This window comes from Ornithinimicrobium murale, assembly GCF_003352835.1.
Taxonomy (GTDB): Bacteria; Actinomycetota; Actinomycetes; order Actinomycetales; family Dermatophilaceae; genus Ornithinicoccus; species Ornithinicoccus muralis.
In genome coordinates this window covers 283050-306079 of the sequence record NZ_QLVD01000023.1, presented here as the reverse complement: position 1 = coordinate 306079, position 23030 = coordinate 283050, and the positions used below count along the sequence as shown (strand labels likewise).

Annotated in this window: 24 protein-coding genes; 13 read left to right on the top strand and 11 right to left on the bottom strand. The window is 70.4% G+C overall.

Annotation, left to right across the window (positions count from 1 at the left end):
- Positions 1 to 179: 179 nt before the first annotated feature.
- From DPQ65_RS10760 to DPQ65_RS10735, 6 genes are all read right to left on the bottom strand, one after another.
- Entirely contained in the window at positions 180 to 1055 is an 876-nt protein-coding gene (locus tag DPQ65_RS10760; protein ID WP_114907326.1) for a 1,4-dihydroxy-2-naphthoate polyprenyltransferase, read from the bottom strand.
- A gap of 4 nt (positions 1056 to 1059) precedes the next feature.
- Entirely contained in the window at positions 1060 to 1314 is a 255-nt protein-coding gene (locus tag DPQ65_RS10755) for a PLD nuclease N-terminal domain-containing protein (RefSeq protein ID WP_337589686.1), read from the bottom strand.
- A gap of 26 nt (positions 1315 to 1340) precedes the next feature.
- Positions 1341 to 2465, bottom strand: a complete 1125-nt coding sequence (locus DPQ65_RS10750) for an AMP-binding protein (protein ID WP_114907324.1) — start codon at positions 2463 to 2465, stop codon at positions 1341 to 1343.
- 87 nt (positions 2466 to 2552) lie between these two features.
- Positions 2553 to 3221 carry a hypothetical protein gene (locus tag DPQ65_RS10745; protein WP_114907323.1) on the bottom strand — a complete coding sequence of 223 codons (669 nt, stop codon included), beginning with the start codon at positions 3219 to 3221 and terminating at the stop codon, positions 2553 to 2555.
- Between the two features lie 195 nt (positions 3222 to 3416).
- Positions 3417 to 4346, bottom strand: a complete 930-nt coding sequence (locus DPQ65_RS10740) for a 1,4-dihydroxy-2-naphthoyl-CoA synthase (RefSeq protein WP_114907322.1) — start codon at positions 4344 to 4346, stop codon at positions 3417 to 3419.
- Positions 4347 to 4412: 66 nt separating this feature from the next.
- Positions 4413 to 4826 (bottom strand): VOC family protein, encoded by a 414-nt coding sequence (locus DPQ65_RS10735; protein ID WP_114907321.1) that lies wholly within the window; start codon positions 4824 to 4826, stop codon positions 4413 to 4415.
- A gap of 84 nt (positions 4827 to 4910) precedes the next feature.
- Between DPQ65_RS10735 and DPQ65_RS10730 the strand changes: the two genes are divergently transcribed.
- On the top strand, positions 4911 to 5906 hold the full coding sequence (locus DPQ65_RS10730) for an o-succinylbenzoate synthase (protein ID WP_420330091.1): 996 nt from the start codon (positions 4911 to 4913) through the stop codon (positions 5904 to 5906).
- Positions 5907 to 6227: 321 nt separating this feature from the next.
- A complete protein-coding gene (locus DPQ65_RS10725) occupies positions 6228 to 7508 on the top strand; it encodes an ammonium transporter (RefSeq protein WP_114907319.1) in 1281 nt (426 codons plus the stop codon).
- An 83-nt stretch (positions 7509 to 7591) separates the two neighbouring features.
- Here the strand turns inward: DPQ65_RS10725 and DPQ65_RS16345 are convergent, their stop codons facing one another.
- The gene (locus DPQ65_RS16345; protein WP_114907318.1) at positions 7592 to 8077 is read right to left on the bottom strand and encodes a MarR family winged helix-turn-helix transcriptional regulator; all 486 of its coding nucleotides are present in this window, start codon (positions 8075 to 8077) and stop codon (positions 7592 to 7594) included.
- A gap of 179 nt (positions 8078 to 8256) precedes the next feature.
- Here DPQ65_RS16345 and DPQ65_RS10715 point away from each other — a divergent pair, with 179 nt between their 5' ends.
- The 4 genes from DPQ65_RS10715 (at position 8257) to DPQ65_RS10700 (ending at position 11952) form a co-directional block, all read left to right on the top strand.
- Positions 8257 to 10122, top strand: a complete 1866-nt coding sequence (locus tag DPQ65_RS10715) for an ABC transporter ATP-binding protein (protein WP_114907317.1) — start codon at positions 8257 to 8259, stop codon at positions 10120 to 10122.
- A 109-nt stretch (positions 10123 to 10231) separates the two neighbouring features.
- Positions 10232 to 10660, top strand: a complete 429-nt coding sequence (locus DPQ65_RS10710) for an iron chaperone (RefSeq protein ID WP_114907316.1) — start codon at positions 10232 to 10234, stop codon at positions 10658 to 10660.
- Positions 10661 to 10807: 147 nt separating this feature from the next.
- Positions 10808 to 11209: a cold-shock protein gene (locus tag DPQ65_RS10705; protein WP_114907315.1), complete on the top strand. Its 402-nt coding sequence runs from the start codon at positions 10808 to 10810 to the stop codon at positions 11207 to 11209.
- A complete protein-coding gene (locus DPQ65_RS10700) occupies positions 11209 to 11952 on the top strand; it encodes a DUF3027 domain-containing protein (RefSeq protein WP_114907314.1) in 744 nt (247 codons plus the stop codon). Before DPQ65_RS10705 ends, DPQ65_RS10700 begins: the two co-directional genes overlap by 1 nt.
- A gap of 72 nt (positions 11953 to 12024) precedes the next feature.
- On the opposite strand, the gene DPQ65_RS10695 is transcribed toward DPQ65_RS10700, so the two are convergent.
- Complete coding sequence (locus tag DPQ65_RS10695; protein ID WP_114907313.1) at positions 12025 to 12303, bottom strand: DUF2530 domain-containing protein; 279 nt, start codon at positions 12301 to 12303, stop codon at positions 12025 to 12027.
- An 18-nt stretch (positions 12304 to 12321) separates the two neighbouring features.
- Between DPQ65_RS10695 and DPQ65_RS10690 the strand changes: the two genes are divergently transcribed.
- The 5 genes from DPQ65_RS10690 (at position 12322) to DPQ65_RS10670 (ending at position 19155) form a co-directional block, all read left to right on the top strand.
- Positions 12322 to 13791, top strand: coding sequence for an NCS2 family permease (locus DPQ65_RS10690; protein ID WP_114907312.1), 1470 nt, complete (start codon positions 12322 to 12324; stop codon positions 13789 to 13791).
- 144 nt (positions 13792 to 13935) lie between these two features.
- A complete protein-coding gene (locus DPQ65_RS10685; RefSeq protein ID WP_238146788.1) occupies positions 13936 to 14382 on the top strand; it encodes a MarR family winged helix-turn-helix transcriptional regulator in 447 nt (148 codons plus the stop codon).
- Positions 14383 to 14387: 5 nt separating this feature from the next.
- On the top strand, positions 14388 to 15662 hold the full coding sequence (locus DPQ65_RS10680) for an MFS transporter (protein ID WP_114907311.1): 1275 nt from the start codon (positions 14388 to 14390) through the stop codon (positions 15660 to 15662).
- Positions 15663 to 15752: 90 nt separating this feature from the next.
- Positions 15753 to 17600, top strand: a complete 1848-nt coding sequence (locus DPQ65_RS10675) for a gamma-glutamyltransferase family protein (protein WP_114907310.1) — start codon at positions 15753 to 15755, stop codon at positions 17598 to 17600.
- 136 nt (positions 17601 to 17736) lie between these two features.
- The gene (locus DPQ65_RS10670) at positions 17737 to 19155 is read left to right on the top strand and encodes an MFS transporter (RefSeq protein ID WP_238146787.1); all 1419 of its coding nucleotides are present in this window, start codon (positions 17737 to 17739) and stop codon (positions 19153 to 19155) included.
- Here DPQ65_RS10670 and DPQ65_RS10665 read toward each other — a convergent pair.
- Positions 19124 to 19642: a hypothetical protein gene (locus tag DPQ65_RS10665; RefSeq protein ID WP_114907309.1), complete on the bottom strand. Its 519-nt coding sequence runs from the start codon at positions 19640 to 19642 to the stop codon at positions 19124 to 19126. The two genes, DPQ65_RS10670 and DPQ65_RS10665, sit on opposite strands and share 32 nt — an antisense overlap.
- 61 nt (positions 19643 to 19703) lie before the next feature.
- Here DPQ65_RS10665 and pdxH point away from each other — a divergent pair, with 61 nt between their 5' ends.
- Entirely contained in the window at positions 19704 to 20396 is a 693-nt protein-coding gene (gene pdxH, locus DPQ65_RS10660) for a pyridoxamine 5'-phosphate oxidase (RefSeq protein ID WP_238146786.1), read from the top strand.
- Between the two features lie 34 nt (positions 20397 to 20430).
- Here the strand turns inward: pdxH and DPQ65_RS10655 are convergent, their stop codons facing one another.
- Both DPQ65_RS10655 and DPQ65_RS10650 read right to left on the bottom strand, forming a co-directional pair.
- Positions 20431 to 21213, bottom strand: a complete 783-nt coding sequence (locus DPQ65_RS10655; protein WP_114907307.1) for a DUF305 domain-containing protein — start codon at positions 21211 to 21213, stop codon at positions 20431 to 20433.
- A 3-nt stretch (positions 21214 to 21216) separates the two neighbouring features.
- Positions 21217 to 21918: a DUF3105 domain-containing protein gene (locus DPQ65_RS10650; protein ID WP_114907306.1), complete on the bottom strand. Its 702-nt coding sequence runs from the start codon at positions 21916 to 21918 to the stop codon at positions 21217 to 21219.
- Between the two features lie 140 nt (positions 21919 to 22058).
- On the opposite strand from DPQ65_RS10650, the gene DPQ65_RS10645 reads away from it, so the two are divergent.
- Positions 22059 to 22760, top strand: coding sequence for an iron-dependent transcriptional repressor DtxR (locus tag DPQ65_RS10645; protein ID WP_114907305.1), 702 nt, complete (start codon positions 22059 to 22061; stop codon positions 22758 to 22760).
- Positions 22761 to 23030 lie beyond the last annotated feature (270 nt).

Below are 23030 nucleotides of genomic sequence, written 5' to 3'. Positions count from 1 at the left end.
ATGGCACGCAAAAGCGCGGCCGCTGACGCGAGGGGCCCGCTGAGTGAGGCGGCTGGTGGCTGACGCGAGGGGGGCGCTGAGTGAGGCGGCTGGTGGCTGACGCGAGGGGGGCCGCTGAAATGAGTGCCGCGGCACGCAAAAGGGCGGCCGCTGACGCGAGCAGGCGATGCAGTGCCCGGTCAGGCGGAGAGGGCCAGACCGATCGTGAGCAGCGTGGAGAAGCCCATCTGGTAGAGCCCGGTGCGGCCGATCGCCGGCACTAGGGCACGGCCCCGGGCCCCCTGCAGCACCGGCCGGACCGTCAGGTAGGCCAGCGGTGCAGCCGCCAGGGCCAAGAGGGTCCAGGGGTGGACCAGGGCCGCCGCGGCGGTGGCCAGCAGCGGCAGCGTGATCAGCACGACATAGAGCACCCGGGTGCGGCCATCGCCGAGTCGGACCGCCAGCGTGCGCTTGCCCGCGGCGGTGTCGCCGGGGATGTCACGCAGGTTGTTGGCCACCAGGATCGCGCAGGTGATCGCGCCGACCCCGGTCGCAGCCGCCCACGAGGCGAGGTCGAGGTCCTTGACCTGGGTCCAGGTGGTGCCCAGCACCGCGACCAGCCCGAAGAAGATGAAGACCATCACCTCGCCCAGCCCGCGATAGCCATAGGGCTTCGAACCACCGGTGTAGCGCCAGGCTGCCACGATCGCCAGCGCGCCGACCAGCAGCAGCACCCACGTGGTGGACAGCGCGACCAGCGCCAGCCCGCACACGGCCGCGACGCCGAACCACAGGAACGCCATGAGCTTGACATTGGCAGGATCGGCCAGGCGCTGCCCGACCAGGCGGATGGGTCCCACCCGGGACTCGTCGGTGCCGCGGATGCCGTCGGAGTAGTCGTTGGCGTAGTTGACGCCGATCTGCAGGCTCAGTGAGACCAGCAGCGCGAGCAGCGCCAGACCCAGGTCTGAGTGGCCGAGCGCGTGCGCCGAGCCGGTGCCGACGACGACCGGGGCAACGGCGGCAGGGAAGGTCCGGGGCCGCGATCCGGCGGCCCACTGTGCGTAACTCGCCACCGGCTCAGATGCCCCGCAGGAAGTCGGGGTCGTCGTCCGGCCCACGGGGGCCGCGCGGCCCGCTGTTGCCCGACCGGGGCTGCAGTATGCCGCGTGGCCGGCCTGCGATGAGCCAGCTGAGTCCACCGGCGACCGGCACCAGCAGCGTGATCACGACCCACACGAGCTTGGGCAGTCCCCGCACCTTGTCCTCCTCCGTCTGCACAGCGTCCACGACGCAGTAGACGGTGAAGGCCAGCACGGCCACGGACAACGCCACCCTGAGCAACGGGTCTCCCTCCGGATTCAGTTCACGCCCGCGGAACCGCGGTAGGGGCCCATTGTGCCACTCTCACCTGCACATAACGTCCTCAGCGCCCCCCGGTCGGGCTTGCCGGAGGGCAGCACCGGAAGCTGCTCCAGCCACACCACCTGCCGCGGAAGCGCGTGTGTCGGCAACTGGTCACGCAGCAGGTCACGGACCGCCTCGGTGCTCGGTCGCCTGGCAGGAGCCGACGGCAGCTGGGGGACGAGCACGGCCGCCACCCGCTGGCCCCACTCCGGGTCCGGGACGCCGAGCACCAGCGCTTCCCGGACCTCGGACAGGCCGGTCAGGGCGTCCTCCACGGGGCGGGGCGCGACCTTGAGGCCTCCGGTGTTGATGACGTCATCGGCCCGGCCCAGCAGTCGGAGCCGGCCGCTCACGTCGAGCTCGCCCACGTCGTCGGTCCGGAACCAGCGCTGTCCGGAACTGTCGGTGGTGAAGCGCTCCGCGGTGAGGGTGGGGTCGCCGAGATACTCACGGGCCAGAACCGGACCGCCCAACAGCACCCGGCCCTCGTCCAGGGTGACCTGCACCCCGCTCAGGGGAGTCTCGTCATACACACACCCACCCGAGGTCTCGGTCATGCCGTAGGTCCGGTGGATCGAGACCCCGGCAGCCTCGGCGCGCTGCAGCACCGGGGTGGGCAGCGCGGCTCCTCCGACCAGCACGGCGTCGAAGTCGGCCACGGCGGACCGGCCCGCCGGATCATCCAGGAGTCGGAGCAGCTGGGTGGGCACGAGCGACACCAGGCGCGGGGCACCGGTGACGCCGGCCGCCGCCGAGATGAACGCCTCGACCGTGAACGGACCGTCCAACCGCGCCGGCACCGTGCCCGCCAGGACCGAACGGGCCACGACCTGCCAGCCAGCGATGTGGTCGGTCGGCAGCGCCAGCAGCCAGTGACCGTGCCCGCCGACCCGCTCAGCGGTGGCCAGGGCCGAGGCGTGCAGGGCCTCCGCGGAGATCGCGACCCGCTTGGGGTGGCCCGTGGACCCGGACGTGGTCAGGGTCACCCCGGCTCCGGCTAGCGACTGCTCAACGGACTGCAGCAGGTCGGGGAGAGCACCACGAGGTGCAGGGGGTGGTGCGGGGGACAGGGGAGTCACGTGGCCAGATTACGCATCACGCAGCAGTGAGCCGGATCCCGCACGGAGGTCCGGCTCACAGCGCGCCGATCAACTGGTGTCAGCAGATCAGTTGAAGCTCTCGTTCATGTCGATCAGCCACTCGCCGTCGAACTTCTGCAGGGTGATGACCTGGTTGCCCATGCCCTCGGCGAAGAGCTGGGAGAAGTTGTCCTTGTCAATGACCGCGGTGTCGCCCTGCACATCGGCACCCTTGATCTCCATCGACTCGATGATGCCGGCGAGCTCCGGGGTGTCACCGAACAGCTCTCCGGCCTGGGAGGGGAAGGTCGAGACGCACACGTCATAGTGCGCTTGGTTGTCCACCATCGGGCCCTCACTGTCGAGGTCCATCATCATGTCGCAGACCGACTCCTCGGCGTTGACGAACGCGACCAGCCACTCCTTGGCACGGTCCGCTGCGGCCTGACCGTCGGCACCGCCCTCACCCTCGCCGCCGGCACCGGGGGCCTGCGTGGTCTCGGCGTCGTCGCCGGGAGCCTCAGTCGTCTCGCTGTCCTCGGCCGGCTCCTCGGTCGTGGGAGCCGCATCGGTCGGCTCCTCGGTCGTGGGAGCCGCATCGGTGGTCTCTTCCGCGGGCTCCTCGGTGGCCGGAGCCTCCTCCGTGACCTCCTCGGTCTCCGAGGTCGTGGCGTCCTCGACCTCGGGCTCATCGCTGCCGCACGCGGACAGCAGCAGGACCGGGACAGCCAGGGCGGTCACAAGGGCACGGCGCATGATCGGGTTCCTCCCCAAACGATGAAAAAACGGGTTCCTTATCCAGGATTGTCCCACGACGCACGGCCGATGACAGATCCCACCAGCCCTCAAAACCTCATCAGCTGCGGAAACGTTCCCTGGGTTTGCCCATCGGTCGGCGACGGGACCGGCCACCATCGGCGACCGGACAGATCACCATCGGTGACCGGCGGCTCAGAAGTACCACGGGAACGGGCCCCACTGCGGATCCCGGCGCTCGAGGAAGGCGTCCCGGCCCTCGACGGCCTCATCGGTCATGTAGGCCAGTCGGGTCGCCTCGCCGGCGAACACCTGCTGCCCCATCAGGCCGTCGTCGATCTGGTTGAACGCGAACTTCAGCATCCGCTGCGCCGTCGGCGACTTGCCCATGACCTCCCTGGCGACCGTGAGCGCCTCCTGCTCCAGGTCGGCGTGGTCCACGACCAGGTTGACCGCACCCATCTGGTGCATCTGCTCGGCGTCGTAGGTGCGACCCATGAAGAAGATCTCCCGGGCGAACTTCTGGCCCACCATCCGCGCGAGGTAGGCCGAGCCGTAGCCGGCGTCGAAGCTGCCCACGTCGGCGTCGGTCTGCTTGAAACGCGCGTGCTCGCGCGAGGCGATGGTGAGGTCACAGACGACGTGCAGCGAGTGCCCGCCACCGGCGGCCCACCCATTGACGACGGCGACGACGACCTTCGGCATGGTGCGGATCAGCCGTTGCACCTCCAGGATGTGCAGACGCCCCCCGGCAGCCTTGACCCGCGCCTGGTCCACGGTGTCCGCAGTGTCTCCCTCGGCATACTGATAACCCGAGCGACCACGGATCCGCTGGTCCCCTCCGGAGCAGAACGCGTGCCCGCCGTCCTTCGGGCTCGGCCCGTTGCCGGTGAGGAGCACGACGCCGACGTCCGGGGTCATCCGGGCGTGGTCCAGCGCACGGTAGAGCTCGTCCACCGTGTGCGGCCGGAAGGCGTTGCGCACCTCCGGCCGGTCGAAGGCGATGCGCACCGCCCCGACCTCGCGGGCTCGGTGGTAGGTGATGTCGGTGAACTCGAAGCCCTCGACGACCTCCCACCGGGTCGGGTCGAACGCGTCGGCTGGCTGGCTCGTCTGCTCGCTCACGCGGCTCAGGTTAGCCAGCGCGGCAAACCGGCGGGCACCTGGCTCGCGCCATGACCCCGCACGCCCTCACTGGTCGCGGCTGGACAGGACGCAGAACTCGTTGCCCTCGGGGTCTGCGAGCACGGTCCAGGTGACCTCGCTAGTGTCCTGCCCGACCTCGACCGTCTGCGCGCCCAGGTCGAGAAGCCGCTGGATCTCGGCGTCCCGATCCTGGCTGGAGTGCGGCGCCAGGTCCAGGTGCAGACGGTTCTTGACCTGCTTGCCCTCCGGCACCGGGACGAAGACCAGCCCCTGTCCGCGCCGCATCCAGCTCGCCAGGTCGGGGACCGCGGCCGGCTCCTCGAGCGCGTGCTGGGGGACGAGCACGACCTCGTCCTCGGAGTCGAAGGCGATCACCCAGTCCAGGACCTGCGCCCACCAGCGGCCCTGTGCCCGGTGGTCTGCGCAGTCGATCACGGTTGTGTACCACTTCAGTGCCATGTCCTCACCTCTCGTTGGTGCCCACCAGGCTGGCAGGGACCACCGACACCCGTCCCCGATCGCCGGTCCTACGCTGTGTGCGTGATCCCTGACCTGCCCGAGCTGCTTGCTGTCGCGACACCGGTGGCCCTCCCGATGCGCGTCCGTTTCCGGGGCATCGAGGTGCGGGAGACCGTCCTGTTCCGGGGGCCGAGCGGCTGGGGCGAGTTCGGACCGTTCCCGGAGTATGCCGACGCCGAGGCCCGCAGGTGGCTCGCCGCAGGCCTGGAGTCGGCCTGGGAGGCCTGGCCGGAGCCGGTTCGGGACCGGGTCGAGGTCAACGCCACCGTGCCCGCCGTGCCGCCGGAGCGGGTGGCGGAGGTGCTCGCTGGTTTCGACGGCTGCCGGACGGCCAAGGTCAAGGTCGCCGAGCGCGGGCAGAGCGTGGACGACGATGTCGCCCGGGTCGCTGAGGTGCGAGCCCAGCTGGGGCCGTCGGCACACATCCGGGTGGATGCCAACGCGGCCTGGACGGTGGACCAGGCGAGGGAGGCACTGAGCCGACTGTCGGCATACGACCTGCAGTATGCGGAGCAGCCCTGCGCCGAGGTGAGCGAGCTCGCGGAGCTGCGGCTGCTGCTGGCCCGCGACGGGGTGGACGTGCCGATCGCCGCCGACGAGTCCGTCCGCAAGGCCGAGGACCCGCTCCGGGTGGCGCGCGAGGGCGCGGCCGACCTGGTCGTGGTCAAGGTCGCGCCGCTGGGCGGGGTGGCCTCCGCCCTGCAGATCGTGGCTCAGTGCGGACTGCCCGCGGTCGTGTCCAGCGCGATCGACAGCTCGGTCGGGATCGCTGCCGGCGTGGCGCTGGCCGCGGCACTGCCCGAGCTGGACTTTGCCTGCGGGCTCGGCACCGTCGGCCTCCTTGACGCGGACGTCGCCGAGCGCCCGCTCCTGCCGTCGGGCGGGGTGATCACCGTCGCGGACGCCCTCGCGATGGTCCGCGCCGACGAGCAGCCTGGGCTGGCGGGGCGAGAACTCACCGGTGAACGGCGCGACTGGTGGTTGGACCGCCTCACCCGCTGCCACGCCCTCCTCTCCTGACCACTCCCACCCGACCGGGCGCACGGTGACCCGCGTTTCTTGTTGACCGAGCGCACGGTGACCCGAGTTTGTCGGTGACCGAGCGCACGGTGACCCGCGTTTCTTGTTGACCGAGCGCACGGTGACCCGAGTTTGTCGGTGACCGAGCGCACGGTGACCCGCGTTTCTTGTTGACCGAGCGCAGGGGCGCCCGAGGCGTTCACACGGCCGTAACGATCGACACACGGCCGAAACAGGATCGCCGCGCGGCGGAAACACCGAGGCCGTTGACTGCCTCCACCGGCGCGGCTCCAGGTCGCGCCCCGGATCTGGAGGCACGACATGGAACTGACGGCGACAGACGTCTGGGTGATGGTGTCCGCGGCGCTCGTGCTGCTGATGACGCCCGGGCTCGCGTTCTTCTACGGCGGCATGGCGCGGGCCAAGGCCGCCCTCAACATGATGATGATGAGCTTCGTCTCGATCGGGCTCGTCGGGGTGGTGTGGGTCCTGTGGGGCTTCGGCATGACCTCCGCCCCGGAGATCCTCGGCGGCTTGGTCGGCGACCCGACGGCCGACCTCGGCCTGTCTGAGCACGTCGGCACGGGCGACCTGATCGGCATCGGGTATGCCGCCACGTTCGCGATCATCACCGTCGCCCTGATCTCGGGCGCGGTGGCCGACCGGACCCGGTTCAGCGCCTGGGTCGCCTTCGTCCCCGTCTGGGTGACGCTGGTCTACTGCCCGCTGGCCTACATGGTGTGGGGAGGTGGCCTGCTCTCGGCCGACGGCGCGATCGGCCGGAGGTTCGGGGAGGCGATCGACTTCGCCGGCGGCACCGTGGTGCACATCAACGCCGGCGTGGCGGCGCTGGTCCTGGTCTACGTGCTCGGACGCCGGGCCGGCTGGGCCCGGGGTTTCCACCGCCCGCACAACGTGCCGCTGGTGATGATCGGTGCCGCGCTGCTCTGGTTCGGCTGGTTCGGCTTCAACGGCGGGGCTGCCGGCTCGACGGGGGAGGCCGCCCTGATCTGGGTCAACACGCTGGTCGCCCCCGCTGCGGCGATGCTCGGCTGGCTCCTGGTGGAGCGGGTGCGCGACGGTCGCCCGACCTCGCTGGGCGCCGCCTCCGGTGTCGTCGCCGGTCTGGTCGCGATCACCCCGGCGTGTGCCTCATTGAGCCCGCTGGGCTCGCTCGCCCTCGGTGCTGTCGCGGGCGCGGGAGCGGCCCTCGCCGTGGGTCTGAAGTACCGCTTCGGCTATGACGACGCGCTGGACGTGGTCGGTGTGCACCTGGTCGCCGGACTCATCGGCACGGTCGGGATCGGCTTCCTGGCCATGCCGGTCGACGGCGTCGGTGGTGGGCTGTTCTATGGCGGCGGGATCGAGCAGCTGACCGCCCAGGTGGTGGCGACCGTGTTCACCGTCGCCTTCACCGGTGTCATGACGCTCCTGATCGCCCTGGCCATCGCCCGGACGGTCGGCTTCCGCGTCTCCGCCGAGGACGAGGAGCGCGGGGTTGACCTGTCGGAGCACTCGGAGCTGGCCTACGAGTTCGGCCCGCTCGGCGGGCTGAGCGCGGACGGTGACCGCGCCGTGTCCAAGGACGAGGTCGGCGTCTGAGGGTCGAGCGCGAGGCCCCGCACCGATCGGGGTGCGGGGCCCAGGCCGTATGCCGTCACTCGGCCGTCGCGCGCGGGTTCCGGTCAGCGGGTGGCCGCCTCGAGCAGGGTGAGGAGTGAGGCACGCAACTGAGCGCGGTCCTGCGCGCTGAGCTCGTCCAGGATCGTCTCGGTCTGGGCCCTGCGGGCGGCCCGGATCTCGTGGGCGACCTGGCGGCCGCGGTCGGTCAGCCCGACGAGCACCGCCCGTCGGTCCGCGGGGTCCGGAGCCCGCAGGGCCAGGCCGAGCTCCTCCAGTGCGTCCACGACCTCGGTCGCCGAGCGGGGCGCGATGTGCAACCACTCCGCCAGGGCGCCCAGGCGCAGGCCGCGCCCCTGGTCGCCCTCGGGCGATCGGCGCCGCCGGCCCTCAGTGCGGGCGATCACGCCCAGCGCCCGCGCCTGGTGCGGGGACAGGCCCCAAGGTGCGGTCTCCACCGCGGACCCGCGGCGCAGGTGGCGGGCCAGGTGCTGGATCAGCTCCAGCTCGGAGGCCTCCGGGTCGATCGGGTTGCTCTCGTGGTGACGCATCTGTGTCTTCCTTCTGCGGGCCCGTGGCTGGGCGCCCGGCCCGGCCGCACGCCAGGGTCGGCGCCACCGAGAACCCTAGCAGAGTTCTGAGGCAGACATATAATGTGGTAACCTCATCATCTGTCTACGACCGGGCCGGCACCGATGACCGGCCACCAGAGATGAAAGGAGGGGTGCCCATGGACGCCACCTTTGACTCCGCACCCCGCACCGGGGGAGGCCGCCACGGCGGCGCCCGCCGCGACCCCAAGGACACCGCCCAGCTGGCCGCCCACCCGGTGAGCGCCGCCCGGGTCCTCACCCTCTTCCGCCCGCACCGCCTCACCCTGCTGACCGTGCTGGCGATCATCGTGACCAGCTCCGTCCTGGGCCTGGCCACCCCGTTCCTGGCCAAGGCCCTGGTCGATGACGCCATCCCGCACCAGGACGTCCGGCTGCTGCTCGTCCTGGTCGCCGCGATGATCGGGGTGGCAGCCGTGAACGCCGTGCTCGGTGTCGTGCAGACCTGGATGTCCACGACCGTCGGCCAGCGGATCATGCACAGCCTGCGCACCGCGGTGTTCAGGAACCTGCAGCAGCAGTCACTGTCCTTCTTCACCCGCACCCGTGGGGGAGAGGTGCAGTCGCGCCTGACCCACGACATCTCCGGGCTGCAGGGCGTGGTCACCTCGACCGCCACCAACCTGGCCGGCAATATCGCCACCGTCGTGGGCACGCTCATCGCGATGGTCGCCCTCAGCTGGCAGCTTGCGTTGCTCTCCCTCGTGGTCATCCCGCCCGCGGTGCTGCTCAGCCGCTCCGTGGCCAGGCTGCGCCGTCGGGCCACGGAGCAGCGGCAGAAGGCGCTCGCCGGCCTGCACGGCCAGGTCGAGGAGTCACTGTCGGTCAGCGGCGCCCGCCTGAGCAAGACCCTCGGTGCCGGACCCGCCCTCGCCGACCGCTTCTTCCGTGCCTCCGATGACCTGCTCGAGCTGGAGGTCGCCGCGCAGATCGCCGGCCGATGGCGCACTGCGACGATGGGCATCATCTTCGCGGTCATCCCTGCACTGATCTATCTGATCGCCGGCCTGCCGGTCACCTCAGAGGGCATCACCATCGGCACGCTGGTCGCCTTCATCGCCCTGCAGGCCGGCATCTTCCGCCCAGTCATGGGGCTGCTGACCATGGGCGTCCAGGTGACCGCCTCGATGGCCCTGTTCAGCCGCATCTTCGAATACCTGGACCTCACCGCCGAGGTCCCCGAGCCGGCGGAGCCGGCGCACTACCCACGGGAGTATGCCGAGGGCCGGGTCTGCCTCGAGAAGGTGACCTTTCGGCATACGGACGGGGATCACGACGCCCTGCGGGCCGTCGACCTCACGGTCCCAGCCGGCACCCACCTGGCGATCGTCGGAGCCACCGGCTCGGGCAAGAGCACGCTCGCCTCCCTGGTCAGCCGGCTCTATGACCCGACCGAGGGACGGGTGACCCTGGACGGCATCGACCTGCGGGACCTGACCTCCGAGCAGCGTGCGGGCGTGGTCGGGGTGGTCTCGCAGGAGACCTATCTGCTGCACGACACCGTCCTGCAGAACCTGCGCTTCGGCAACCCGGACGCGACCGACGAGCAGGTGGAGGCGGCGGCGCGGGCCGCGCAGATCCACGAGGTGATCGAGGCCCTGCCCCGGGGTTACGACACGGTGGTCGGCGCTCGCGGGCACCGCTTCTCCGGTGGCGAGCAGCAGCGCCTGGCGCTGGCCCGCACGCTGCTGCGCAACCCGCGCGTGCTGATCCTCGACGAGGCGACCAGTGCCCTGGACACCCGCACCGAGCTTGCGGTGCAACGGGCCCTGGACGAGCTGGGGGAGGGGCGCACGGTCATCACCATCGCCCACCGCCTCTCGACGGTGCGGACCGCCGACCAGATCGTGGTGCTGGACCACGGTGAGATCCAGGAACGGGGCTCCCACGACGAGCTGATGGCTGCCGGGGGTGCCTATGCGGCCCTGGTGCGGGCCAGCGAGCGGGTGGACGAGAACGTGCTCGACGCGGCGCTGGCCGCCTGAGGTGGACCGGCGCGCACCCGCGCGTGAGCGGTCGATCAGGATCCGAGAAGCAGCCGTCGGTCGGTCGCCCTAGCGTAGGGACCACATCCACCACACGAGAGGAAGCATCATGGCAGGCAGGGGCGAGGACACGACGAAGCTGTCCGCCGAGGAGCGCCAGGCGGTCAAGGACCGGGCCAGGGAGCTGCGGGCGGCCAAGAAGGGGGCCGCGGCCGAGCAGGCCGTGCTGGAGGCGATCGCGGCCATGTCCGAGGACGACCAGGTCATCGCCAAGAGGGTGCACGCGATCGTCAAGGAGGTGGCACCTGAACTGGGCCCGAAGACCATGTATGGCATGCCCGCCTATGCCCGGGACGGCAAGACGGTGATCCTGTTCCAGGCCGCGTCGAAGTTCGACACGAGATACTCCACGCTCAGCTTCGAGGACCGAGCCAATCTGGACGACGGCCCGATGTGGCCCACCGGTTTCGCCATCACCGAGCTCACCCCCGACGTCGAGGACCGGATCGTCGACCTGGTCCGGAGAGCCGTGACCTGATCGGGTCCTCGCCAGCCCCGAGGTGTTGGTTCTCCGGTCCCACGCGCTCGATGGACGGAAGCAGAGTGGCTTCGAGGCGGGACTTATGGCCGCGAGACGATAACCTGGGAGCGCTTCCCCCATGCAACGCGAACTAAGAGGTGCACAGTGCCCACGGGCAAGGTCAGGTTCTATGACGAGGAGAAGGGCTTCGGCTTCCTCTCCAGTGACGAGGGTCAGGACGTCTATGTCCACGCCTCGGTCCTCCCGACCGGCGTCACGACGCTGCCACGCGGCGCACGGGTCGAGTTCGACATCGCCCAGGGGCGACGCGGTGACCAGGCGCTGCACGTCCGGCTGCTCGAACCCTCGCCGTCGGTCTCCCGGTCGATCGCGGTCCGCGACCGCAAGCCTGCTGATGAGATGGCCGTGGTCATCGAGGATCTGATCAAGCTGCTCGACGACTCCTCCAACAGCCTGCGCCGCGGCCACTATCCCGACAAGCGGTTGTCTGCCGCGCTCGCCAAGAGCCTGCGCGCCGTCGCCGACCAGTTTGAGGCGGGCGCCTGATGGCATCCCCCAAGCGGGACGCCGTGCTGGCCGCCGCCGAGGAGGCGGCCCGCGAGGCCGCCGTCGCCATTGCCGAGCCCGGCACTGTCGGTGACCACGTGGGCTTCGTCATGGACGAGGACCGCGTCGGCACGCACTACTTCGACTGCACCGCCGTCGCCTATCCCGGGTGGCGCTGGGCGATCACCCTGACCCGCCCGCCGCGGGGTCGTTCGGCCCTGCTCAGTGAGACTCACCTGGTTGCTGGGGAGGATGCGCTCCTGTCGCCGCACTGGGTGCCGTATGCCGAGCGGCTGGCTCCCGGGGACATCGGCCCCGGCGACGTGACCCCGAAGAACGACGACGACCCGTTCCTGGAGGGTGGCTTCGAGGCCACCGGCGAGGAGGATGTCGACCAGCTCGGCTTCTTCGAGCTCGGCCTGGGACGCCCCCGCGTCCTGTCCCCGGAGGGCCGCGACGCCGCCGCGCAGCGCTGGTATGACGGGGAGCACGGGCCGGACACCGACACCGCCCGTAAGGCACCGGCCCCGTGCAGCTCGTGTGGCTACTTCGTGCCGATGGCCGGCGCTCTCCGGAGCGTTTTCGGTGTGTGCGCCAACGAGTGGTCGCCCAGCGACGGGAGCGTCGTCAGCCTGGACCACGGATGCGGTGCTCACAGCGAGGTCGACGTGGAGCGCTCCGAGCCGGAGCGCATCGACCCACCGGTCCTGGACGACAGCGTGCTGGAGATCGTCGAGCACTGACGCGTGGGCCCGGCGCGCTGGCGTCGTCCCGACCGTCTGGGCGTCGCTCTGGCGTCGCCCCGACCAGGAGGGTCAGGCGTCGGCGGCGTTGCCGCGCCCCCTGGCCAGGTAGATGTGCCCGATGGCTCCCAGGCTGAAGCCGGCCACGGGGACCCAGACCCACCAGGCGCGGTCGCCCTGGTGCAGAGCGGGCACCAGCAGCACCACCAGCAGGGCGATGGCCCAGAGCACCATCCCCCAGTGCACGATCCGGATCGTCGGCATCCGTGCCTCCGGTGCCACGACCGGCGCCTGGCCCGGCGGCAGGCCGTCCCCGGGTCCGACAGCCTCGCTGTTGCGCTGGTCTGGCATGGGCCTAATCTATGCGGCATGTCTGTCACCGCCGAAAAGGCGTCGAACGAGTCCGGCCTGCACCGCTACTTCCGGATCCGGGAGCGGGGGTCGAGCGTCGGGGCTGAGGTCCGCGGTGGCATCGCGACCTTCTTCACGATGGCCTACATCGTCGTGCTCAACCCGCTCATCCTGACCAGCGTGCCCGACAGCACGGGCGAGTTCCTCGCCGGTGGTGACATCGCCGTCATCGCCGCGACCACGGCCCTGGTCGCCGGCGTGCTGACGATCCTGATGGGTGTCGTGGCGAACTATCCGTTGGGTCTGGCTGCGGGACTCGGACTGAACGCCGTGGTGACCTTCGGGATCGCGGGCCTGCCCGGCATGACCTGGGCCGACGCGATGGGCCTGGTGGTCCTGGAGGGCCTGATCATCCTGGTGCTGGTGCTCACCGGATTCCGCGAGGCGGTTTTCCGCGCGGTGCCGACCCAGCTCAAGATGGCGATCAGCGTGGGCATCGGCCTGTTCATCACGATCGTCGGTCTGGTGAACGCCGGCATCGTGCGCAAGCCCGCCGGCGCCCCGCCGGTCGAGCTCGGTATCGCCGGCTCACTCGCGGGCTGGCCAACGCTCGTCTTCGTCCTGGGGCTGTGCACGATCCTCGTGCTGCAGGCCAGGAAGATCCGCGGTGCGATCCTCTACGGCATCATCGGCGCGACCTTGCTGGCCGTGATCCTGGAGAGCACGCTCAACATCGGCGGTCAGACCAATGCCGAGGGCGAGGTCACCAACCCCACCGGGTGGGGCCTGAGCATCCCTGCGGTGCCCGACCAGTGGCTCACCCTGCCGAACTTCGGGCTGCTCGGGGAGTTCAACCTGCTCGGCTCGATCGAGCGCATCGGCATCGTCACCGTGATCCTGCTCGTCTTCAGTCTGATGCTGGCCGACTTCTTCGACACGATGGGCACCATGGTGGCGGTGGGCGCCGAGGGTGACCTGCTGGACGAGGAGGGCAACCCGCCCAACACCCGCCGCATCCTGATCGTCGACTCGATCGCCGCGGCCGCCGGTGGTGCGGCCAGCGTCAGCAGCAACACCTCCTACATCGAGTCCGCCACCGGCGTGGGCGAGGGGGCGCGCACCGGGCTCGCCTCCGTCGTGACCGGGTGCCTCTTCCTGCTCGCGACGTTCTTCTCACCACTGGTGACGATGGTGCCCTACGAGGCAGCGACACCGGCGCTGGTCGTCGTCGGATACCTGATGATGCGTCAGGTCAAGGAGATCTCCTGGGACGACCTGGAGATCGCCTTCCCCGCCTTCCTGACGATCGTGCTGATGCCGTTCACCTACTCGATCACGGCGGGCATCGGAGCAGGCTTCCTCGGGTTCGTCTTCCTGAAGTTGGTCCGGGGAAAGGCCAGCACGGTGCATCCGCTGATGTGGTTCATCGCGGTGCTCTTCCTGATCTACTTCACCCTGGAGCCCATCCGCGAGCTGCTCGGCGCCTGACCCGGGTTAGCCTGCTGCTCGGCGCCTGACCCGGGTCAGCGCCTCGGCGACGCGGTCACGCTCCGTCGGGCCGGCGGAATGGTTAGCACAGGTAATGAGTTAAGGTAAAGGCCAGACTCCCCCTGCCACCAGCCAAGGACCGCCGTGCCCGCTCAGCCAGACCCTGCCTCGCCCGAGCGCATCGCCCGGCTCGCGCACGACCTGCGCATCGCCTGCATGCGCGTCTCGCGACGGGTGCGCTTCGAGACGACCACCGGCGGTGTCGCCCCTCACCAGATGAGCGTGATCATCCGCCTGGCCGAGTCCTCCCGCACGTCCGGCGAGCTGGCCGCGATCGAGCGGGTGAGTGCGCCGAGCATGAGCCGAACCGTGGGCAAGCTGGTCGAGCTCGGCCTGGTGGAGCGCGCCTCCGACAGCGAGGACGGCCGGGTGGTCCGGCTCTCACTCACCCCCGCCGGGCAGCGGCAGCTCGACGAGCACCGCGCGCGTCGTGATGCCTGGATGACCGAGCGCCTGGACGGCCTGACCGATGAGGAGCAGGACCTTCTGGCGCGTGCCAGCGAGCTGCTGAACCGGGTGGTTGACCAGTGAGCGCGATGTTCAGCTCACTGTCGATCAAGAACTACCGCATCTATGCCGCCGGCGGCATCGTCTCCAACACCGGCACCTGGATGGGCCGCGTCGCCCAGGACTGGTTGGTGCTCACCGAGCTGACCAACAACTCCGCCCAGGCCCTCGGCATCGTCACCGGCCTCCAGTTCCTCCCGATGCTCCTGCTCGCGCCGATCGCCGGCGCCGTCAGCGACCGGTTCGCCAAGCGCCAGGTCATGATCGTGACCCAGTCGCTCATGGCACTCACGGCGCTGACCATGGCCGTGCTCGTGCTGACCGGGGTGGCCGAGCTGTGGCACATCTACCTGCTGGCCTTCATCCAGGGCTGCTCGGCCGCCGTCGACGGCCCGGCTCGGCAGGCCTTCGTGTCCGAGATGGTGCCGCCCACGCAGATCACCAACGCGGTGGGCCTCAACAGTGCCTCCTTCCACAGCGGCCGCCTGATAGGCCCGGCGCTGGCGGGACTGCTCATCGCCTGGGTCGGGACCGGCCCCACCCTGCTGATCAACGCCCTGTCGTTCGTCGCCGTGATCGGCGCCCTGCTCCTCATGGACGTGGACCAACTCACCCCCGCGCCGGTGGCCAAGGGCAAGGGCCGCATTCGCGAGGGGATCGCCTATGTGCGGCACCGCCCCGACATCATCCTGATCATGGCGCTGGTCTTCGTCCACGGCACCTTCGGGATGAACTTCCAGCTCACCAACGCCCTGATGTCCACCGAGGCCTTCGGCAAGGGAGTGGAGGAGTACGGCATCGTCGGCTCGGTCATGGCGATCGGCTCCCTCGGCGGAGCACTGCTGGCGGCGCGCCGGGAGAAGCCACGGCTGCGCTACCTGCTGGGGGCCATGGGGTTGTTCTCCCTGTGCACGCTCTTCGTCGGACTGGCCCCGAACTTCCTCTTCTACACCCTGGTGCTGATCCCGACGGGGCTGTCCGCGCTGACCGTCATGGTCACCGCCAACTCGATGATCCAGCTCAGTGTCGCGCCCGAGGTGCGGGGTCGGGTGATGGCGTTGTACATGGCCGTCTTCATGGGCGGGACTCCCTTGGGGTCACCCTTCATCGGTTGGATCGGGGAGACGTTCGGCGCCCGCTGGACCGTGCTGATCGCGACCGTGACGTGCGGGATCGCGGTGCTTGTTGCGACCATCTATGTCATGCGCACCAATGACATCAGGATCCGGCTGCAGCGCGAGCGGGGCAACTGGCTCAGCGTGCAGTACGGCACGACCGAACCGCTGCCGGAGAAGGTCACCTGATGACGCCACGCTCGCGTCGGGCCATCGTCCTGGTGGCGCTCGCCCTGTTCATTGTCGCGGCGGCCGTCGCGGCCGTGGTGGACTGACCTCATGGCTGACTTCACCACCCGCCCCACGCTGACCGGCACCTTCGGGATGGTCTCCAGCACGCACTGGATCGCCTCCCAGACCGCGATGGCGATGCTCGAGCAGGGCGGCAACGCCTTCGACGCCGCGGTCGCCGGTGGCTTCGTGCTGCACCTGGTCGAGCCGCACCTCAACGGCCCCGGCGGCGACCTGCCCGCCATCATCGCCACCGCCGACGACCCGACGCCGCGGGTGCTGTGCGGCCAGGGCCCGGCGCCGGCGGCCGCGACGGCCGAGCACTTCCGTGCGCACGGGATGGACCGGGTGCCCGGCTCCGGGCCGCTGGCGGCGGCGACTCCGGGAGCGGTGGACGCCTGGCTCCTCCTGCTGAGGGACCACGGCAGTATGCCGATCGCGACAGTTCTGGCTCCAGCGCGCCACTATGCGCGGCACGGCCACCCGTTGGTCGCCCGCGTGGGCGCGACGGTCGCAGCGGTCCAGGAGCTGTTCGAGTCGGACTGGACCACCTCGGCCGACCTCTGGCTCACCGGCGGGCGGCCGCCGCGACCAGGTGAGCTGTTCCGCAACACGACCTGGGCCGACACCCTGGACCGACTGGTGGCCGCGGGGGAGGGTGCCGGCCACCGCGAGGCCCAGGTGGACGCGGTCCGTGCCGCCTGGTCGCAGGGCTTTGTCGCCGAGGCCGTGGACCGCTTCGCCCGCCGGGCCTTCCGGCACTCCAACGGGCAGGTGCTGCCCGGGGTGCTCACGGGTCAGGACCTCGCCGACTACTCCGCCACCTGGGAGCCGGCGCTGACCCGGGAGTGGCAGGGGCACACCGTCGCCAAGACGGGGCCCTGGGGCCAGGGGCCGGCGCTGCTGCAGGTGCTGGGCCTGCTCGACGCCCTCGGGGAGGCACCCGACCCGGACACCGCCGAGGGAGTGCACGTCATCGCGGAGGCGTGGAAGCTGGCGATGGCCGACCGTGAGGCCTGGTTCGGGGACTCCGGCGACGAGCCGGTGCCGGTCGAGGACCTGCTCGACCCGACCTACCTGGTGGAGCGCGCAGGCCTCATCGGTGACCGCGCCGATCGCATCGTGCGGCCCGGGTCTCCGGGCGGTCGCCCGCCACGAATGGCCGCCTTCGCCGGGCTGACCGAGGTGGTCGGCGGCGCTCCCGGCGTCGGCGAGCCGACGGTGACCCGTGAGGAGCGGCCGCGGCAGCCTGTCCAGGCGCCACCGGAGGAGCAGGGTGAGCCGGACGTCGGCCCCGACGGGGTGACTCGCGGCGACACCTGCCACCTCGACGTCGTGGACCGCTGGGGCAACATCGTCTCGGCCACCCCGAGCGGTGGCTGGTTGCAGAGTTCCCCGGTCATCCCCGAGCTGGGTTTCCCCCTGGGCAGCCGGCTGCAGATGATGTGGCTCGAGCAGGGGCTGCCCTCCTCGCTGCGGCCCGGTCGGCGCCCCCGCACCACCCTCACGCCCACCCTCGTGCTGCGCGAGGGGCGGCCGGTGCTGGCGTGCGGTTCACCCGGCGGAGACCAGCAGGACCAGTGGCAGTCCCTGTTCCTCCTGCGCCACCTCGCGCACGGAGCGACGCTGCAGGAGGCGATCGACGCCCCTGCTTTCCACACCACCAGCTTCCCGGGCTCCTTCGACCCCCGGATCACGGAGCCGGGGGTGCTCGTGGTCGAGGACCGGCTGTCCGACACGGTGCGCGCCGACCTGCGCTCGCGCGGGCACGACGTGCTGGAGCAGGGTCCGTGGAGCCTGGGACGGATGTGCGCGGTCGCCCAGGACCCGGAGAGCGGGCTGCTCAGCGCCGGAGCCAATCCCCGCGGCATGCAGGGCTACGCCGTCGGGCGCTGACCGCGCGGGATTCGCCCCGCGTCTGGCCGCTGGAATGCGTGCCCGTGCACACAAAAGCGCGGCCACACTACGAAAGCGGGGTCACTCTCACGCCGAGCGGTGCGGCCACCCGGCGCGTGTCTGGCAGGCTGACCACGTGACCGGACCGGAGCCCACCACCAGCGGGGCCGTTGGACCGCACGAAGCGCACTCCGCGCGGGCGCCGGAGCCCACCAGTGACGGTCCGCGCGCGACCCACCCGGCGCGCTATGCCGTCGGCATGTTCGGGACCTCGATCCCGATCAACATGATCAAGGGCTCGCTGATCCTGTTCTACGTCGACCTGCTCGGCCTCGATGTGCGCCTCTACGGGATCGTGATGGTGGCCTACGCGATCATCGACGCCCTCGACAACCCGGTCCTGGGTTACCTGTCCGACCGCACCCGCACCCGCTGGGGGCGACGGCGCCCCTGGCTCCTGGTCGGCGCGCCGGTCCTCGCGCTGGGCACCATCGCGCTGTTCTCGGTGCCTGAGTCGCTCGAGGGTGCCGGCCTGGTCGTGTGGTTCGCGGCCTTCGCCATCCTGTGCGAGGCCAGCGACTCGATGATCAACACCAACTACGGGGCCCTGCTGCCCGAGCTGTTCCCGCACGAGCGCCGCCGGGCCGTCGCCAACGCACTGCGCCAGGGCTTCCAACTGCTCGCCCTCGTCGTCTCCCTGGCGCTCACCCCGTGGCTGACGACCTCGGTCTTCGGGACGGAGCAGACGACCGAGGGGTTCACGGTCACCGCGATCCTCTACGGCGTGCTGGCGTGCGCCGTCATCCTCTACATGAGCCTCGGCGTCCGCGAGGACCCCAGGGCGGTGCACGCCCGCCGACCGCCCTTCCTGCCGACCGTGACCGCGATCCTCACCAACCCGCGGTTCTGGCAGATCGGGGTCGTCAGCGCCTGCTACCTCAGCGCGATGGGCCTCGTGCTCACCGGCGTCCAGCTCTACGTGCGCTACTCCCTGGGCCTGGAGGTCGCCTACGCCCTCTATCTGCAGGGGGTGGTCATCCTGGCCACCGTCGGGTTCCTGGCCGGGTGGGCGACGGTGGTCCGGGCCAAGGGTGCGCCGTTTGCCTGGCGGCTGTCCCTGGTTCTGCTCGCCGCGGGATTCGTCCCGCTCTATCTCGCCCACGACCTGCTCACCGCGATCCTGGCGGGCCTCTGCGTCGGGGTGGGCTACAGCGGCATGCTCGCCAGCAACGACCTGGTCATCGCCCGGGTCCTGGATGAGGACACGGCCGTCCACGGGGCACACCGGGAGGGCGTCTTCCTGGCCGCCTTCGGCTTCTTCGGTCGGCTCGCCGGCGCTGTGGCGGGCCTTGCCCTGGCCTCGCTGGGCGCCCTGTTCGGCTACTACTCGGGGGACGATCCGGGCACGCGGGCCGACACGGCCTGGCGGGTCTATGTCTGTGTCTATCCGATGCTGCTGGCTGCCCTCGGTGCGGTGTTGAGCATGCTGATCAAGGTGCCGCCCAACCGCAGGGAGGACCCGACTAGCTCGGCTGTTCGTCCGGCCCGTCGCTGAGCTCGCCCCGCAGCACCCGGCCGGGGGCCACCGGAGAGTCAGCCGTATGCGGACCGCTCGCCGGCTCCTCGCGCGGCACCCAGGCGGTGGCTCCCCTGGCGCGTCGCCGGGGTCTGGGGACCTTGATCGTGACGGAACTCTCCGCTGGGCGCACCCGCTTGCCCAGGTCGGCACGGTCCAGCAGCTCCTCGAAGGAGGCCTGGGCCGGCGGATGGACCGCGATCGGGTCGTCACCGGAGAAGACCACCCAGTGCGCCGTGTTGAGGTGGAAGACCTGCAGCACCGAGCCGTCGATCACGGTGGCCGCGTGGGCCATCGCCTTCTTCCTCTGGTTGCCCTTGGCCACCTTGTCCTGGACGAACTTCTCGGCCGGCTCGCGCTGGTTCTTCACCTGCTCCCAGACGACCGGGCCCCACCGCTGCGCGGCAGTGACGGCGATCGGCCCGTACTTGATCAGCCGGCCCGCTGCCTTGCCCTTGCCTGCCATCGTGCACCTCCCTGGGACTGGACCTTGCCCACCCAGCCTAAGCGGGCGGCATACTCAGAGCATGGCGACGGGTGCGGAGGGACAGATGCAGCGAGTCGACTATGTGGGGACCGGCCTGGGGGAGGACCAGCTCGCGGCGACGCCCTTCGAACAGATCAGCCGGTGGGTCGAGGAGGCGCGGACCCGCCAGCAGGAGCAGGGGGACGTGCCCGAACCGGACGCGCTCTCGGTGGCGACAGTGGATGAGAACGGGCCGGACGTGCGCACGGTGCTCATGCGCTTCCTGGACCCGCGCGGCCCGGGCTTCGTCACCAACCTGCAGTCGACCAAGGGCCGACAGCTGGTCGCCCGCCCCCAGGTCGCGGCGAGCCTGACCTGGCCGAGCATGTTCCGCGCCATCCGGTTCCGCGGCGTGGCCGAGCTGGTCGACCGGGCCGAGGTGAAGGACTACTTCCGGCAGCGTCCCTGGGGCTCGCGGATCAGCGCCTGGGCCTCGGACCAGTCCCAGCCGGTCGCCGGCCGACTGCAGCTCGAGACCGCCTATGCAGAGTATGCCGCCCGGTTCCCTGACCGTGGACGTCCCGACGACGTGCCGGTGCCGGAGCACTGGGGTGCGTTCCGGGTCCGGGCCGACCGCGTGGAGTTCTGGGCCGGCCGGGTCAACCGGCTGCACGACCGTCTGGTGCTCGCCCGGGTGGGCGGGGGTGGGTTGGACGACGCGGCGTCCTGGGCTGTCAGCCGGCTACAGCCCTAGCAGGCGCGTTGCTGGCCGGGTGAGCGGGCTGGCCTCAGTGGTCGGCGTGGCCGCCGTCGGTCTCGTCGGCCCCGTCGCCGTGGCCCATGTCCTCATGCTCCATCGGCTCACTCTGCTCGGCCACGCCCACCGTCAACCCGGACTGCTCCTGGGACTGCTCGCCACGCTCCTCGAGCATGCCGAGCATGAGGTCGATCTCGGACTCCTGACCGTTGACCATGGCGGCCGCCAGGCGCTCGACCTCGCCCTCGACGCCGCCGTCGACGGCAGCCTGGGCCATCTCGACCCCGGCGATGTGGTGGGTGATCATCAACTGCAGATAGAGCACGTCGGCCGCCTCGCCCTCGGCGGCCCGGAGTGACTCCATCTGCTCGGGATTGGCCATGCCGGCCATCGGGGCGCCCTCGACCTGGTGCATGGAGTGGGTCATGCCGGACTGGTCCATCCAGTCCATCCGGTCGCCGGGGCGTGCCATCGGCAGGCCCCAGGTGCGGATCCACCCCTCCATCTGGCCCTGCTGGTTGCCCTGCGTGGAGGCGATGTCGGTGGCGAGTGCCCGCACGTCGTCGGCCTCGGTGGTCTGCAGCACCTCCAGGGACATCTCGACCGCCTGGGCGTGGTGCTCGCCCATGTCCCGGGCGAAGCCGGCCGCGACGCTCTCATCGCCCGGTGTCGTGTTACCGAACACCAACCAGCCCAGTTGGGTTCCGAGGATCAGGCCGATGACCGCGACGGCCGCGAGCACGCCGACGCCGACACGGCCGAAGCGTGACCCGCGTGGCGCGGTCTGCTCCGTGGCGTCGGTGTCGGCGACCACTGCTCAGCCGCCGACCAGGTCCACGGACGTGCCACCGGTGCAGGCGGCGCCCGGCTCCGGGGTCTGCGGGCCCTGCCGCCAGTCGCGGATGAACTGCTCGAGGCGGGTGTCATCGCCGTTCTGCACCCCGAGCTGACGGCCCCAGGCGGTGGCCATGATCGGGTGCTCCTGGCCCTCATAGGGAGACAGCAGCATGAACTCCTGGGAGGCCAGGTCGCGCAGGGCGTCCAGGTCGCCCTCGGCGATGCCGGGCTGGTAGGTGAGCCAGATCGCCCCGTGCTCCAGGCTGTGGACCGCGTGGTGGCTGGGCACGGGCTCCTCGTAGATCCCGCAGTTCAGCCAGCGAGGGTGGTGGTCACCACCGACCGGCGGGTGCTGCTGGTACTCCACAGCCGTCTGCACGTGGTTGCGACCCAGGTCGTCACTGGGGTCGTCCAGCTCGTCATAGGTCACGACGGCGCCCATCCCGGGGCGGTTGTTCTGCTGGTCGATCACGGCCCAAGCCACCAGGCCGGCGATGAGGACTAGCACCAGGGCGAGGGCGATCCAGATCACCGAGGTGCTCCGGCGACCCGAGGAGCTCGCCTTCTTCTGGATCGCCGCGACACGTGCCTGGCGGTCGGCGGCGGCACCCTGGGGAGGCTTGCCCCCCTTGGTCTTGCCGCTCTTGGCAGCCTTGCTGGTCGATCGGTCCGGCCTGGGCATGGTTCTCCTGCGGTCGTGGGAATCGCGCACCATGCTAAGCGGTGAGTCTGTTGAACAAGGCCCCGACCGTCACAAAGCGGGGATTGCGCGTTGTCTCAGTAGGATCGAGGGCAGACCTTGAGTTGCCACGGAGGGCCACCATGACTGACCTGATCGACACCACCGAGATGTATCTGAAGTCCATCCTCGAACTGGAGGAGGACGGCGTGGTGCCTTTGCGGGCGCGGATCGCGGAGCGACTCGGTCACTCCGGCCCGACGGTCTCGCAGACCGTGGCCCGCATGGAGCGGGACGGGTTGGTGACCCTGATGGACGACCGGCACCTGAAGTTCACCGAGCACGGGCGGCGCACGGCGGTCCGGGTGATGCGCAAACACCGGCTGGCCGAGCGCCTGCTGGTCGACGTGATTGGTCTCGACCTCCCGCACGTGCACGAGGAGGCCTGCCGCTGGGAGCACGTGATGAGTGACCAGGTGGAGCAACGCATCCTGGCGATCATCAAGGACCCCCACGTCTCGCCCTATGGCAACCCCATCCCGGGGCTGTCCGAGCTCGCCGCGGAGTTCCCCGCCACCGGGACGGCTGGCGGCCAGCATCTGCTGGAGGTGCTGACTAACGTCCCAGGCGACCTCGAGGTCGAGGTCGTGCGCATCGGGGAGCCCGCGCAGGTGGAGCCCGATGTGCTCGCACTCCTGGGTGAGGCCGGCGTGGCCCCCGGCCAGCGGGTGACCGCTCACAGCGAGGGCGACCGCGTGGTGGTCACCGGTGCGCAGGAGGGTGACACCGCCGTCTCGCTGCCCCACGACGTCGCCTCGCACATCTTCGTCTCCCAAGCGGTCTGAGGGGCGCCCGGAACGACCCGTCTGGCGCGTGCGAGGTTGACGGGGGCCAGCCCCTATAGACGTCCCACGGCACGAAGACGTTGCAGTGTCGTGATGTGAACTCCCTCACACGGTTTCTGGGAGTTGGGTCAAGTGGCTCGACGTCCCTGCAGGTCAGCGCATCGGTTGACACCGAGCGGCCGTTCTCTATCCACAGGACCTTTACCGAAATGTGACATTCAGCGGGTCTGGTGTGTACTCTCGTTCCCGCTGCCTCTCCCCGGAGGCGCT